Below are 16,840 nucleotides of genomic sequence, written 5' to 3'. Positions count from 1 at the left end.
GAGGAACCCCATTGAAGCTGTTTCGGAAAACGATGCTCTTATGGCTCGTCGCCGCGGTGCTGCTGAGCACGGTGACCGGCGCGACGTCCGCCCTCGCGGCGGTCGCGTCGACCCCGGACGCGACGACTTTACAAAACGACTTCATTAAAATCACGGTCGACAACCATACCGGACGCTTCGGCGTTCGGACCGTGGAAGGCCAACCGATCCGGAAGAACGACCAGTCGGTCGATCTCATGTTCCGAGGGGACGACCCGGAGTCGTCGTTCACGACGTTCAAGATTAACGGGACGGATTATATTTTCGGCAATCCGTACAAGTTCGCGCCGGACTTCTTCTCGGAAATTACGAAGCCGCGCATCGTGAACAACCCGAACGGGACGTCGCAGATCGAGACGGTATGGACGATCGAGGGGGTCAGCATCAAGCAAATCTTGATGCTGTACCGCGACCCGTCGGACAAGCTGAACGCGGGCAACGTCAATGTCCGGTACGAAGTGTACAACCCGACGAACAAGCCGGTCGAAGTCGGCTCGCGGATATTGCTCGACACGATGGTGGGCGGCAACGACGGGCCGGAGTTCCAGATCGGCACGATTACGGAGCAGCCGCTGCTCGTCGAACGCAAGCTCGTGCACGAGCCGGATAAAGTATACAATCTGGACCCGAATGGCGACGATTATGCCTTTTATAAGCTTCCAGCTTACTGGGTCATGAAGGACGCGCTGGACCCGACGAACCCGCTGGCGACGAATGTTATCGCTTACGGCTTCAACAACTTCGCGGAAGCGAACATCTACCTCGTCGACGAGATGATCGTCGGCCACTGGAACGGCCTCGCGAACACGAAGTGGGATTACGTCCCGAACGGCAATCTCGACTTCACGCGCGATACGAACGACTACGGCACGGCCGACTCCGCCGTCGCCTTCTATTGGCAGCCGGAAACCGTGCCGAGCCGACAGGTACAGACGTACGAAACCGTATACGGCCTCGGCGAAATCGTCGAGAAGGACAAAGTATTTTCCATTCGTTATCTCGACACCCCGCAGCAGCTGGCCACGCTCGCGGACGGCAGCGATTATGCGAACGAAGGCGTCTTCGACATTATCGCCGAAGTCGAAAACCTGCCGATGTACAATATGGAGCATGAGAAAATCGATGTGAAGCTCACGCTCGAGAGCGGATTGTCGTTCGTGCAGGTGGATGAGTTAGGGAACATTGTCCGGAAGGACGGCAAGGTTCAAACCGAGCCGGTCCGCTCTAAGACGGTGGAAAGAAAGAAGCCGGCGACGCCGGAAGAGGCGGAAAACGGCATCGAGCCGAAATACAAGCCTGGCGACACGGTCACCGTCTCGTTCAAGGTGAAGGCGACCGGCCGACCTTGGCCGACGAACAAGGAATATTTGCTCACGGCGAGCAGCCCGCAGACGCGGGAGAAGCTCGAGGGCGTGCAGGACGAGAGCGTCCTTGCGCAGTATGAATCGACGAAGGCGAACTTCATCCTGCTGCCGGCCGTCGGCGAAGCGGTGCCGACGTACGCGTACGGTTTGTCGCCGAACGAGCTGTTCAGCGCCGACCAGAAGCTGATCACGGTCAATCTGACGAATCTCGACGCGTACAACACGGGAAACGAGCTGGTCGAGCCGAACTTCGATCTGTTTTTGAAGGAAAAGGCGACCGGCCGACGCTACAAGGTGCCGGTCAAGGAAGCCGTCATGCTGCAGCCGACGGACGACGGCTTCTCCGGCGACATGCGCATCTCGTACCGAGGCGGCGCCGAAGTCGATAAGAACGGCACGGTCATCCGGCCGAATCTCGGGCCGGAGCTGCCGCTCGGCGAATATCAAGTGGAAATCGACTTCAAGGGCGACACCGGCGGAGACGAAGAGATCGCCGCCATGTACGACATCGCGACGTCGCAGACGTTCAAAGTGACGGACGACGAGAAAAACCGGATCCGCCAAGCGAATATTATTGCCATTTATAAAAATTATGTGGATGTATTCGACATCGCGAACGGATCCGGCGTTTCGGCCGACGACTTGAAGGAACTGAATGAAGAGTATACCTGGAAGCCGTTCCCGAATACGTCCGCGGTCAACCGCGGCGTACAAGCGTTCATGGAAGCGCGGAACAAGATCGGACGGATGAATCGGACGATCGATCCGTCCTTCGACTTGACCAAATACCTTGCCGTCGACGCGACGAAGAAGGTTCCGGTTTACCAATACAAGCTGTTCGATTCGGAGAAGAAGCTCGAAGACTTTTTCAATATTAATTTGAACGGGGACCTGAATCCCGATAACGAGCGGCTGGTCGTCATTCGCGGGATGATCAAGCAAGTCGGTTCCGGGGCGGACGAGCAGGTTATCGTCGAGGCGACGACCGAACCGGCGATCATTAACGACGCCGTTGCCTACAAGGGCAAAGATATAGTACTCGTGCGCGGCCAGCTGGACGTGTTCGATTTGGATCAGATCAACGGCTACGAAGCGATGCCGTTCCTGGATACGTTGGCGGTGAAGGGCGAAGGCTCGCTCAGCGTCGCGAACAGCGGCTTCACGTTCTATAAGGGCGAGTGGACGTTAGATTTCTTCGGCGGCTTCGAGAAGAAGCTTGGGATGAGCTATGTGATCCCGAACGAAGTGTTCCCGGACAGCGAGGACAACCCGGAGGATACGTCGCTCAACGGATCGCTTGGCTGGGCGGTCGGCTCGTTGTTCGACCGGGTGAACCCGCTTCGTCAAATTATGATCGAGAACGTGTACTTCAACCGGCATAGCTTGTTTCAGGTGCCGACCTTTTCGGTTCAAGGGTTCCAATTCGAGTTCAATGACTACATCCTCCGCCCGGGGGGCGTCAGCTTCGGCGGTTCGGTCTCGATGAAGATTCTCGAGGCGGAGATGCGGAACATCATCTTTAATAAGAAGGGATTCGTCGGCGTGGACGCCGCGCTCAAGTTCAATCTGGCGTCCGACATCGGCTTGATCGGCAAGCCCGGAGGCGACGACAAGAAGAGCGCCAAGGGCGAAATCTTCGTGACGCACATGGTGCAGCCGGTGGAGAACGTGTCGAACCGGTACGGCATCAAGTTCGAAGCCGAGCTGAAGAAGCTGTCGGGCATCAAGGCGGAGCTCGCTTTCAAGCAAGTGGCCGACGGCCGCGTTCTTCCGGACGTTATCGCGTTCGGCATGGACTTGCCGAAGCCGGTGCCGATCTCGGCGGCGACGTACCTGAAGAGCGTGCGCGGCGCGCTGCGCGAGCTGGCGGACACGATCGCCGGCGGCACGCCGAAGGATCCGTTCCCGCTCGTCATTCAAGCCGGCGTCACGCTGCGGTTCGGGATGACGCCCGCGAATTTGTTCGGGGACATCGACTTGACGCTGAAGCGTACGGGCTTCGCGCTGCACGGGGAGCTCGGCTTCTCGCCGGAGACGGACCCGGACGCCGACGACATTCTTCCGATGGTCACGGAGGCGCTGCTTCAGGCGCAGTGGGTGACCCCTTGGTTCATCCGCGCGGAGGCGGAAGTGGACGTGCTCGGCTGGGGCATCGTCGTCGGGAAGGCGGGCATCTTCGTCGGGCAAAACCTGGAGAAAAACCGGATCGACTTCGAGGGGTATATCGGGTCTAAAATCCAAATCCCGCCGGCCGTACCGGTCGTAGGCGGCATGCCGCTCTCGAGCGTGTTCCTGGGCCTCAATAACGACAAGGTATGGGGCAGCATCGGCATTCTGCTCATTACGCTCGGCATTACGTATTATTGGGGCGGAGGCGTCGAATTCGGTACGGACGGGGAACAGCTGCCGGAAGGCATGCTGCACCTGGTCGTTAACGATCCGGAGCGGGGTCCGCGCTTGCTCGTCGTCGGCCAAGGCGTCGAGACGCTGGCGACCTCGTGGGTCGACGCGGAGCGGGAGACGCACGATATTGTGTACCGCTCGGTGGCGGACGGCATCGACGTGATGGATAACGGCACGATGAGCGTCGGCGTCGGCGGCATTCAGGTAAGCAACCTCGGCCGCGAGCATCTCATTCCGATGGACGGCGTCAGCGGCAACGCGCTGATCGAGATGGAGTACACGGATGCGGAGATGCCGAGCTTTACGCTGAAGGATCCGCAAGGCAAGCTGTACCCGGTCGTGTTCGATAACACGAATACGAACCCGAACGCGAACGCGTTCACGCAAGAAATCTTAGTGAAGGACCTCCCTCCGGAAGCGCGGCAGGACGCGGTCGACGTTCGACGGGCGTACATTATCGTGCCGGCGGAGAAGGCGAAGACGACGGGGCCGAACGGAAGCAAGGCGTGGACGCTGACGGCGGTGTCTCCGGTCGAGTCGAAGCTGATGAACGTGCCGGTCGCGGCGCAGCTGAAGGAAGCGAAGCTGACGAAGGACGCTTCGAACCCGAATGCGTTCACCGCTTCGTGGGCCGTCGATCACGCGAAGCCGGGCGATACGGTGAGCCTGTATTTGGCGAAGGACGCGGTCGCGACCGAGAAGACGGTACTGTCCGACGGCACGGAAGTGTTGGAGCCGGGCGACGCGGGGCTGCTGCTCGCAGGGGACTTGCCGGTATCCCGGAACGGCGGCGTAACGGGCGTTACGACGAGCGGATCGGAGGCGATCGACGTCACGCAGGTACCGTTGCTCGGCGATGTGGAGGATATCCGCGGTTTGCTGCAGCAAGGCGAGTACTACCTGCGCGTCGAGCTGAAGTCGGATTCGACGTACGGCACGAAGACGTCGGCCGAGAAATTCGAGATCGTCGATCCGCTCGCTCCGGTCAAGGTAAGCGACGTGTCGATAACGCCGGCCGGCAACGGCTTGTTCAAGCTCGGCTTTACCCCGAGCGCGAAGAAGGCCGGCCACGAGGCGTACGAGCATAGCTACGCGATCTCCGCGATGCGGGAGAAGAACGGTAAGCTGGAGCCGTACGAGAATTTCGGCGAGATTTTGTATACCGAAGCCGAATTGGAGAAGTACTGGAAGCCGGCTACCGGGAGGTACGAAGGCATACTGATCGGCGGTTGGGACGCGGTGTCGACGTCGAAGGCGATCGACACCGGCAGTCTCGAGGGCGGCGACGATTCGGTCCCTACCGAGTACTTGGGTCTTGAGGTCGGTCACGAGTACGTCGTCGGCGTGACGGCGGCGACGCTGCCGTCCGCGGCCGCGGACGAGAACGGGAATTATCACTTCGCGGAGCGGGTCGACAGCGCGAAGAAGCTGCTGCCGATTCCCGCGAAACCGAACCTGTCGGCGGTCATCGACGGACAGAAGCTCGGCGATCCGTTCATCGAGTGGATGACGAATCAGACGTCGCAGACGGTAACGCTCGAGGCGAATCAGAAGAACGTCGTCGTCGAAGCGTTCTACGCGAACGAGTCGATCGGCAAGGCGACCTTGGCCAATACGGCGACGGGAAGCCGGGGAGCGATGAGCTTCGACGCGTTTACGACGGACGGCACGTACGCGATCGAATTGGTATCGACGAATACGGCTACCGGCGACATCGCCGTGCGGATGCTGTATCTGACGGTCGATACGATCGCGCCGATGATTTACATCGATGCGCCGGTCAACGGGGAACGCACCAAGAACGGTTCGATCGCGGTGAAGGGAACGACGAACGCGGACGCGACGGTGAAGGTGAACGGTACGGCCTTGACGGTGGCGGAGGACGGCACGTTTTCGGGTTCCGTACCGGCGGCGGGCAATGCGCCGACGCTCGATTTGAACTTCGTCGCGCGCGACGGCGCGGGCAACGAGAACGCGGCAACGGTGAACGTCGTCAACGACGCCTTCAAGGCGCCGGTCGGTCTCGTCCTGCGGAACATCGCTTCGATGCAGAAGGGCGAAACACGCGAACTCCAGCCGGTGCTGCGCGTCGTGGCGGGCAAGACGACCGCCGGGAAGCCGGTGTTCGAGGACGTCGTCGTTCCGGCGAACGATCTGGAGAAGATGACGTTCGACATCGACGCGGGCGACGCCGTACAAGTGAAGCTCGTGAAGGAAAACGGGGTCCCTAAGGTCAAGGTGACCGGCGTCTCCGTCGGCGCCAGCCTGGTGAAGGCGGAGTACCCGGTGACGGACGGCGTCACCCTCTCCACGACGGCGATCGCTTCGGTCGACGTGCCGAAGCCGACGTCGCTCGGAGAAGTAAAGGCATATACGGTTTCGGTCGGCGGCCAAGCCGGTAAGACGAAGATCGTCGTGTCGGACGCGGGCGACATGACGGGGTATCAGCTGGTATACAAGACGTTCGCAGGCGACGCAGCGTACAAGGCCCCGGTATTCAACGAGGTCCTTACCGGCTGGACGCACTTGCCGTCGAACGGCGAGGTCGCGGTCGCGGCAGGCGGCAGCGTCGTCGTTGCGAAGCAGACGTCGTCGGATAAGAAAGCAGTAGCGTTGTCAAGCAAGATGATCGCGAACGTATGGACCGCAGCGGCAGGCGGCGGCGGCGGTGGCGGTGGCGGCGGAGGCGGCGGATTGCTGGAAGTCGACGGTCAGCCGGCCGGAGGCAGCCGTTCCGGCGACACGATCAACGTCCGGTTGACGGCAAGCTCGGCGAAGTCCGAGCCGGGCAAAGAAATCAAGGTCGTCGCTTCCGATCCGACCGTGAAAATCTACGCCATCTCCATCGAACCGGCGCTCGCGAAGCAGTCCGCGAACAACAAGCAGCCGATTCGCCTCGAGCTGCCGTCCGCGAAGCTGACGATCGCGCCGTCGATGCTCGCGAACGCTGCGGGCGACGTGAACGTCACGGTCCGTCCGAACAACGAGTCGGAGCAGCGCAGCCTCCGCGCGACGGCGAGCGGCCTCGGCGCCTCCGCGCTTGGCGACGGCCAAGGCGTGACGATCGAGACGAACCTGCCGGCGTCGAGCTGGACAGGGTATGTCCCGGCGACGATTCGCGTGCCGGACGACGTCTCGATCTCGGATATGACCGCCGTCGTGCTGCAAGCCGCGGACGGCTCGTGGACGCCGGTGCCGTGGAAGCTCGCGATGAATAACGGCGAAGCGTTCGTGGACGCGAGACTCGCCGGAGAAGGGCATCTCGTGTTTCTGAACAGCGCGCCGACATTCGTCGACGTGGGCGACGAACACTGGGCGTCGTCCAGCATTCAAGAGGCGGCTTCGCAGCTGCTCGTGCTCGGCAAGGGCGAGGGCAAATTCGATCCGGAAGGCAACATTACGCGGGCCGAATACCCGACCATGCTGCTGCGCAGCTCGGGTCTGATGAACAAGACGGGCGAAGCGAGCTTCACGGACGTCGGTTCCGACGCATGGTACCGCCGCAGCGTATCGGCCGCGGCATCGCTCGGCATCGCGACCGGCCGCGAGGACGGCAGCTTCGCGCCGCAGGCGACGATCACGCGCATCGAGGCGATGACGATGGCCGGACGACTGCTGGAGAAGATGGGGCTCGGCGAAGCGATGAGCGACGCGCAAATCAATGAAATTCTTGACGGGTTCGTCGACAAGGCATCGATTCCGGAATGGGCGAGAAAGCCGGCGGCGCTCAGCATCAAGAACGGTATTATCCGAGGCGTCGATCAAGCCGTCAAGCCGAACGACGAATTGACGCGCGCGCAAGCGGCGGCGATCGCGGCGCGGCTCGATCGCTGGATTTCCGAGCAGCAATGAAGGATTGGCGAAAGAATCGGTACCCGCGCCGGGCTTTGAGCTCGCGCGGGTACGGCTTCTTGCAGCGTTTTCTAAACAAATCGAGGCGGTGCGATATAACAATGGCAAGGAAGCAATCCACCTTCTATAAGCTCGGATTCGCGTTGGCGCTGGCGGTCGCGGCGATTTGCTCCGGCATGTACCTGACGTACGCCGGCGCGGACGACTGGACGGATTACGCGGATACGGACTGGTATCTAGGCGATCCGTCGTACGCGGAATATCCGAGTTATACGATTACGACCGCGGCGGAGCTGGCCGGCGTCGCGAAGCTGGTCAACGAGGGTTATGCGAACGGCTTCGCCGGCAAGACGCTGGGGATCGCCGGGGACATCGATCTGTCCGCGCATGACTGGATACCGATCGGGACGCCGGGCACCCCGTTCAAGGGGGCGATCATCCCCAAGACAGTAGGGGGCTCCGTGAACATCAGCGGCATGAACGTTTCGAACGAAGCGACGTTCGCCGGCTTCATCGGCTTCATGGAAGGCGGAACGGCAGGGGGCATCCACTTCACGAGCACCGGCAGCATTCAAGCCGCCAGCGTCGCGCAAGCGGTGTACGCCGGCGCGGCCGTCGCTTATATGAACGGCATTAGCACGGTTTACGACATCACGAGCTCGATCCCGACGACCGTTACGACCGGCGGTCATCCCGCTTACGTCGGCGGCATCGTAGGGAAGGGCGAAGGGTCGATCTCCAACTCGAACAACTTCGGCGCGATTTCGGCGTCGGCGACCTCGGGCGGGGTCGTCCATGTCGGCGGCATCGCGGGGTATAGCGAGTCGCCGCGGGGGCTTCAGATCAAGAAAGTCGCGAACAACGGCGCCGTATCGGCGTCCGGCGACGCGGCGAGCCTCGCGTACGCCGGCGGCATAGCGGGCTACGTCTTCGGTTCGATCGCAATGGACGGCGACGCGACGCCGATCTCGAACTCCGGCGCCGTTACGGTGTCGGCCGCCCGGATTAATTATGCCGGCGGAGCGATCGGTTATGTGAACGGAGATCTTACGCTTTCGACCAATACGACGAACGCGGGTCCGGTTGCGATCGAAGCGCCGATGGCCGAAGGCTCCTACGCCGGGGGCTTGATCGGCGCGATCGCTAAGGAACACCGGCTCGCCGCCGGCTTCGCCAACGCGGCGGCGGTGACGAACAACGGCGGCGTCAACGTATATACCGGCGGCCTGGTGGGGTATATCGAAACCCCATTCGTTTGGGATGGATCGTATACGAACGGCACGGCCATTACGGCGACGGGCAGCCGCGAGGTTCATACCGGCGGGTTGATCGGCGGGGCGGCGGCCTCGGTTACCTTCGCGGGAGAAGCGAAAAACACAGGGCCGATCGCGGTATCCGGCGGCATGCATGCCGGGAAGCCGGAAGAAGCGTATACCGGCGGCTTGATCGGTTCTTCCTCGGATCGGGTGTTCTTGGACAACGAGTCGCCGTCGGCTTACGGCAACGAGGGAACCGTGACGGTGACCGGCGGGGTGGGCCTCTACACCGGCGGCGTGGCGGGCAACGTCGCGTATGCGCGCACGAACGGCACGCCGAGCAATAACGTCTACAGCGCGGGCGCGTTGAACGTGACGGGCATCGGCAAGGCGTACACGGGCGGCTTCATCGGCGCGTTGGCGCCGGATGCGATCGATAAGACGATCGACGGCGCGTCGTTCGCGTCCGCGATTACGGTCGCCGCGACGGGCGCGACGGCGGAGACGCCGGCGAGCGTCGGCGGGATCGTCGGCTACGCGGCGAACGCGGCCGTGAACGACGCCTCCTTCTCGGGAACGCTGACGTCGACGGGCGGCGGCGCGCACAGCTATGCCGGCGGCATCGCGGGTACGTCGGTCGGCGGCACGATCGCCAGGTCCGCCGTAGGGAATACGGCCGATACGTTCGCGTCGTTGTCCGCCGACGGCACTGTCGGCGGCGTCGTCGGGCGACTGATGGGCGACGGCGTCGTCGATACGGCGAATGTGGCGTATGCGTCGCTGACGTCGCGGACGGTCGACGGCTTCGCCGGCGGCGTCGCGGGCAAGGCGCAAGGCGCGATCCGCGGCGCGGCGGTCGGCGTCGCCGGCGTCGTCGGCTCGGAAGAGGACGAATCCGTGACGCTGGCGGCGGGCGGCGTCGACCGCTTCACGGCGGGCGGCATCGTCGGCGCGAACGAGGGCGTCTTCGCCTTGACGGCGAGCGCCGTGACGAACATCCAGCTCGCCAACGCGGCCGATCGGACCGGGTACGCGCTCGGGGGTCTCGCCGGCGCGTTGACGGCGGACGCGAGCATCGGCGAGGTCGGCGTTCCGATTACCGTCCGCGACATCGTTCTTCGCGCGCGGGCCGCGCAAGCGGTCGCCGGCGGCGCGATCGGGACCAACGCGTCTTCCGGCGTCTACGTCGCCGTGACGAACGGCGCGTTCTACGCGGAGTCGGCCGGCGCGAAGGTCGGCGGTCTCGCCGGCGCGCAGACGGCCGCCGTCGGCACGGTCGCCGGCGCGACGCCGGACGTGACGGTGAGCGACAGCGCGTTCCAAGCGACCGCCGAAGGCGTCATGGTCGGCGGCTTGTACGGCGAGGTGTCCGGATCGACGCAGCGAGGTCTCGCGTCGGATTCGACGATCGCCGCGACGGGCGCGAACGCGAAGATCGGCGGCGTCGCGGGACGCAACGTCGGCGCCTTGCGCGACAGCGAAGCGCGGAACGTCGTCTTGAGCGCATCCGGCGCGGGAAGCGAGCTCGGCGGCGCCGTAGGCCGTTCCGAGGCGAACGGAGGCGCGCGCGCCTCGATTACGGACGTCGCGTCGAACGCTTCGTTCGACCCGATCTTGACGGCCCTGGCCGGGGCGGCGAACGCGAAGGTCGGCGGCATCGTCGGCTTCGCGTCGGCGACGGACATCGTCCGTCCGGTCGTGACGACGGTGACGTCCAGCGACTACGCGATGATCGGGGTACAGTCGCCGCAAACCGCCGCGGGCGGCATCGCCGGCCGCGCCGAGAACAGCGCGATCGAAGGCGGCGGCGAGACGAACGTCTTGCATTTGTTCTTGTCGTCGACGCCGGCGGCGAACGCCGTCGAAGCGGGCGGCGTCGTCGGACATAACCGGGAGACGAAAATCGCTCGAATCACGTCGAGCAAGTCGAACGTCATCTTGAACGGGACGAACGCGATCGCGGGGGGCATCGCCGGGTACAACCTGAGCTCCGGCGAAGCGTTCCTCGTCAACAACTATGCGGCCGACTTGTATGTGAAAGCGAACGCGTCGGCGACGCCGGCGACGATCGGCGGCATGATCGGCCTGAACGATAAACAGGCGAGCGATCCGATTCTCGCGCCGGCGACGGCGGTCAGCACGCTGCAAAACAACCGGATCGTCGGCAGGGTAGAAGCGCTGTCGCCTGCCGCCGTCACCGGCGGTATGGTCGGGGAAAACCGGAGTCTTATCGCGAACAACAGCATTCCGGATAAAATTTCGGTCATCTCCAAAGGCGGCAACGGCACCGTCGGCGGGCTTGCCGGCGTCAACGCGGCAAGCGGCACGTTATACTATACGTACTCTAACGCAAACCTGACGATCGAGGGGACGGGCACCCTGGGCGGCGGTCTGGTCGGCGCCAACCAAGGCAAGGTCTTGGCTTCCTACGTCGATATCGACGTCGTCGGGCGCGCCGTCGGCGCGAACGGCAATGCCGTATTCTTGGGCGGTCTGGTCGGCCGAAATACCGGCGCGATCGACAAGTCGTATTCGAATTCGAAGGTGACGGCGCAAGGCGCGTTCACGAACGTCGGCGGTCTGGTCGGCGATCAAGCGTCCGGAACGATCTCGAATTCGTACGCCGGGGGCGCCGTCGCCGCCGCGGGAGAACGTTCTTACGTCGGCGGGTTCCTCGGGCGCATCGCGAACGGATTCGTCTCCACCGCGTATTCCGCGGGTCAAGCGACGGCTTCGCATGCGACGTCGTTCGCGGGCGGTTTCGCGGGACGGTACGACAATGCGAGCAAGGAGCTTCTGTCGAAAGCTTTTTATCTGAAGGACGAAGCGAAGTTCATCAATAAGGATCTGCCCGACTTCGCGGAGGGCGACCACCGCTGGCTGAACGTGCACGCGCGCCTCGCCACGATCCTTGACGAGGCGTTGCAGGATCGAACCTTCTTCCCGGGCCTCTCCGGGTGGGATTTCGAAAACACGTGGCGATACGGCTCGCTGAACGCCGTCTACAAATACCCCGAGTTGATTCGGACGGCCAATTCCGGCGGCGGCGTCGGCAACGACGTCAACGCGAACATCAACTGGTACATGCGCGATCCGGGCTCGATCTTCTTCGAGATCAAAACCGAAGCGGAGCTGGCGGGACTCGCCGCGATCGTCAACGGCACGTTCCCGGGCGTCGAGAAGTTCGACTTCGAAGGTCGCACGATTCGCGTAGCGAACCCGATCCATATTCAATCGAATCAATGGATCGCGATCGGCAACGCCGAGGCGAACGCCTTCGAAGGCACGTTCGAAGGGAACGGGCATTTGATCGACGGATTGACGGTCGTTCCGGGGCAGGCGTTTTCCGGCTTGTTCGGGGTGATCGGCGAGGAAGGGCTCGTGAAGGATATCGTCCTCGAGCCGCTCTCCGTCGTCGGGGAGCAAGCGACGGGCGCCGTCGCAGCTCTTAATAAGGGCGAAGTCGCGAACGTCGAAGTGAAGCTATTGAACGAAGCGAAGGTCGCGGGCGGCACCGTCGGGGGACTCATCGGCGTCAATGCGAAGACGATGAAGAACTTGACGCTGCGGATGGCCGAAGGCACGCGGATCGAAGCGTCCCGCGACGGGGCGATCGTCGGCGGCGCGATCGGCGACAATTCGGGCGCGCTGGAGCCGGGTCAGTTCGCGTTGATCTCGTCCGGCGGCAGCGTCGGCAGCTCGTACGCAGACGCGACGGTCGGGGGCGTCATCGGTAAGCAAAGCGGCGACCTCCGGGACTTCGCGATCGAGATCGTTCCGACCTACGCGATCTCCGCGACGGGCGCGAACAACGTCGTCGGCGGCTACGTCGGACGATACGTATCCGGCGTCGTCGAACGGGGAACGGTCGTCTTCGAAGGCGGCACGCTGCAAACGACGGGCGCGGGCTCGACGCTCGGCGCGTTCGCCGGCGAGTCGCTTGCGGGCAACGTCCTGCGCGACGTTACGGTGTCCTCCTCCGTCGCAGGACCGCACTTGATCGGCAACGGCACGATCGGCGGCCTTATCGGCGCGAAGACCGGTCAAGGCGTCGACGCGTACGATCTCGAGCGCGTCGGCGTCGCGGGCGTTCGCTTCGCGGCGCAGCCGAACGGCGCGCAGGCGACGGTCGGCGGCATCGCCGGCACGATGACGAGCGTCGCGCTTCAAGACGCGACGTTCCGCGCGACGATCGACGTCGCGGCGGAACGCGTCGTCGCCGGCGGCATCGTCGGCGAAGCGTTGGATTCGATCCTATTCCGGACGGATGCGTCGACCGACATCGCCGCGACGACGAAGACCGGCGTCAGCTCGGTCGGCGGCATCGCCGGCATCGTTCGCGCGACCAATCGGGACGCGCGGTTCGACTTCGGTCGAATCCTACCGTTTTATCCCGGTCTCTACGAGGCGAAGGCGCATACGACGGGCATCCGGGCGACCGGCGTCGATCACGGCGGCGACTTGTACGTCGGCGGCGCGATCGGACGACTCGAGAACGCATCGATGTATCACGTCGAAGCTTCGTCCGCACTGACCGTCGAAGGCGCGAAGATCGCCGCGGTCGGCGGCCTCGCAGGGTATGCGGACGGCATCGTCGTCCGTTCGACGGCGACGACGCCGGTCGATGCGAGCGACAGCCGCGTGTATCGCGTCGGCGGCGTCGCCGGGCAAGCGGCCGGGGGCGAGATGCACTATGCGCATACGATCGGCTCGCCGATCGTCGTAGGAGCGGCCGTTACGAAGCCAGGCTTGACGCCGGCCGCGCATGTCGGCGGCTTCGTCGGCAGGGCGGATCATACGGCGTTCATGGACTCGTACGCGAAGCGCGACATCGCGCTCGCCGACAATAATCAGGACAATACGATCTACGTCGGCGGCTTCGCCGGCATGATGGGCGACGCCACGGGCGCTTCCGGCGCCGTGCGCCGGGCATACGCGACCGGGGAATTGAACGTCAGCGGCATTACGGGCTCCATCGTCGGCGGCTTCGCCGGCTCCGTAGATCGCTATGATATCGAAGATGCGTATGCGACGGGGTCCGTGTCGAACACGGGGTACGACACGAGAAGCGGCGGCTTCGCCGGAGAGATCGAACGCGGGGCGACGATCCGACGCGCGTTCGCGGCGCCGGCGCAAGTCGTCACGAAGGGCGTCAACCATGCGACGCGTTCCTACGCGGGCGGTTTCGTCGGCTTCAACGACGGCGCGATTATCGAATCGTTCGCGAACGTGCAGGCGTTGACGACGACGGTATCGGGCGCGAACGCGTATCGCGGCGGCTTCGTCGGATACAACTTCCGAGACGGGAACGTTACGCTCTCGTCGTATCTCGTCGCCGATGCTGGCGCGGCGGGCCATAATCTCGGGACCGCGCAGGCGACGGCCGGGGACGCGTCCGGCGCGTACGCGGCGTTCGCAGGTTGGAACTTGGAGCCGGACTCTTCGATCTTCAGCTTGTACGACGAAAGCGAGCTCGTCGTTAGGACCGGGCAGCAGATGGCCGCGGCCGTTAAGCTGCACAACGCGGACACGGGCTTGGCGTATTACCGCTTGTTCGATCGTACCGCGGCCGCGCGGCCGGGGATCGCCGCCGTTACGCTCGGCGCGGACATCGACATGACGGGTATCGCTTGGATTCCGTTCGACGCGTGGACGGGAACGTTCGACGGCCAGGGTTATAAAGTAACGGGCATCCGGAGCGTCGCGGCCCCGGCGGCGGCGAACGGCTTCATTGCGGAAAACCGCGGCACGATATCGAACGTCGAGCTGCAGGGAAGCTTCGCGGGCGGCGCGAACGTCGGCGCGGCGGTCGGCGTCAACCGATACGGCGCGGTCGTCAGCGGCGTCTCGGCGAACGCTTCGATCGGCGGCGCGGGCAACGTCGGCGGCATCGCCGGCGCGAACGAGGGCCGCATCGAGAAGTCGTTCGCCCGCGGCGGCGTCGGCGGGAACGACGCCGCCGCGGCGATCGCCGCGGGCGGCATCGCGGGCGCGAACGAGAGCGGCGGGGAGATCGCCGAATCGTTCTCGTTCGCGGACGTCGCCGTCGTCGCGAACGAGGCGTCCGCAGGGGGCGTCGCAGGCGTGAACCGCGGCGACATTCGGTACGCGTACGCGACGGGCGCCGTGCAGGCGTCCGGTACGGCCAAGGCATGGGCCGGCGGCATCGCCGGACGCGCGTCGGACGGCGGGATTCGCCAGGCGTACGGCGCAGGGACGGTCGTCGCCGGCGCGAACGGCAAGCTGGCGACGGGCGTCACGTCGTTCGGCGGCATCGCCGGGGAGAAGAACGCAGGCGCCGTCATCGCGGACGCCGCGTTCAACCGGCAAATGCTGAAGAACGATACGGCGTACTTCCTGACGGACGGCTCCCGCGTCCGCGGCGGCGGAGCAGCCGGCGCGAGAGGTCTGCTCGCGCGCGAGCTCGCCTCGGCGACGCTGCCGCAAGGCTTCGACGGCGCCTTCTGGCAGGCTGCGCAAGGCTCTTATCCGCAGCTGAAGACGTTCGGCGGGACCGCGGCCTCGAAGGTAAGCGCCGCAGCGATCGTCTTCGCGGACAAGGACGCGGCGCATGCGGTCCGCGGCGAATTCGAGCTCGGGGGCGGCGCCTCCGTCGCTTGGACGGCCGACGCCGGAACAGCGAACATTCGGAACGCGTCCGGCAAGCGCATCGGCACGCTATTAACGACGGGCATCGCGCGGTTGACCGCGGCGATGAACGGGGAAACCCGCGTCGCAGCATTGAACGCTCCGGTCCTGAAGTACGACGCGGTCGCGGCGGCGCCGACGGTCGAGAGCGGCGAGAAGACGTTCGCGACCCAGGCGACGGTGACGCTGCGTACGACGGAACCGACGGGAATCATCTATTATACGTTGGACGGCAGTACCCCGGACGAGCATTCGACGCCGTACGCGGCGCCGATCGTCCTGACCGAAACGAAGACGCTGAAGGCGATCGCGGTCGCGGACGGCAAGGAAGACAGCGCCGTCTTGTCCCAGACGTTCGCGAAGCAAGTCGCCGGGGGAGGCGGCTTCGGCGGAGGCGGCTTTATTCCGCCGACTCCGAAGGAACCGACGGTCGGAGCGAGCATCGGCTCGACGACGGTGCCGGCGGGCGAGCCGGCCGCCGTGCCGAAGAACAGCAAGCTGACGCTGACGGCGCCTCCGGGACAAATCATCTATTACACGACCGACGGCAGCACGCCGACGATGAACAGCCCGCGCTACGCGGGCGAGCTGATCATTACCGGCAAGATGACGATCAAGGTCATCACGGACAAGAGCGACGAGGTCGTCACGTATCATTACGATCCGGTGCCGGCGAAGTACGAGCTGAAGGCCGATGTCGAAAATGTGAAATACATCGGCGGCTACGCCACCGGCGAATTCAAGCCGGATCAAGCGATCAGCCGGTACGAGCTCGTGAACGTGCTCGCGCCGCTGCTCGACATGGAAGACGTGAGCGTCGGCAGCCTGTTCGACGACGTGCACCAAGGCGACGAAGCGCTGGTCGCGTTCTTCGCCTCGGCCGGCATCATCGAAGGATATCCGAACGGGACGTTCGGAGGCGAACGCGGCATGACGCGGGCGGAGTTCATCGTCGTCCTGTCGAGACTGCTGAAGCTTACGATCGATGAGGCCGGCGAGACGAAGTTGAGCGACATTCGGGGACATTGGTCCGAAAAGTACGTGAACGCCTTTACGAAGGCGGGCTACGTGAAAGGCTTCCCGGACGGCACGTTCAAGCCGGAGGCCAGCATCTCCCGGGCGGAAGCGGTCGTGCTCATTAACCGAATCGCGGGCATCCGCGCGAAGGGAGAGGGCGCGACGACCTCCTACGGAGATCTGCCGCCGAACCACTGGGCTTACGCCGACATCATGGCGGCTTCGAAGTAACATTCGTATAGGTCGACAACTCAAGGAGGG

At 64.1% G+C, this 16,840-nt stretch carries 2 protein-coding genes; both read left to right on the top strand.

Annotated features, from left to right (window positions below; all coding sequences use genetic code 11):
• Positions 1-11: 11 nt before the first annotated feature.
• The gene (locus FE782_RS16790) at positions 12-7,658 is read left to right on the top strand and encodes an S-layer homology domain-containing protein (protein ID WP_138195398.1); all 7,647 of its coding nucleotides are present in this window, start codon (positions 12-14) and stop codon (positions 7,656-7,658) included.
• A 101-nt stretch (positions 7,659-7,759) separates the two neighbouring features.
• Positions 7,760-16,810 (top strand): chitobiase/beta-hexosaminidase C-terminal domain-containing protein, encoded by a 9,051-nt coding sequence (locus FE782_RS16785; RefSeq protein ID WP_138195397.1) that lies wholly within the window; start codon positions 7,760-7,762, stop codon positions 16,808-16,810.
• Positions 16,811-16,840: the final 30 nt, after the last annotated feature.

The sequence above is a fragment of the Paenibacillus antri genome (genome assembly GCF_005765165.1).
Taxonomy (GTDB): Bacteria; Bacillota; Bacilli; order Paenibacillales; family YIM-B00363; genus Paenibacillus_AE; species Paenibacillus_AE antri.
This window is presented reverse-complemented; position numbering and strand designations above follow the sequence as displayed.

Coding starts and splice junctions, on each gene's coding strand:
- FE782_RS16785 (WP_138195397.1), top strand. CDS start 7,760: ATGGCAAGGAAGCAATCCACCTTCTATAAGCTCGGATTCGCGTTGGCG.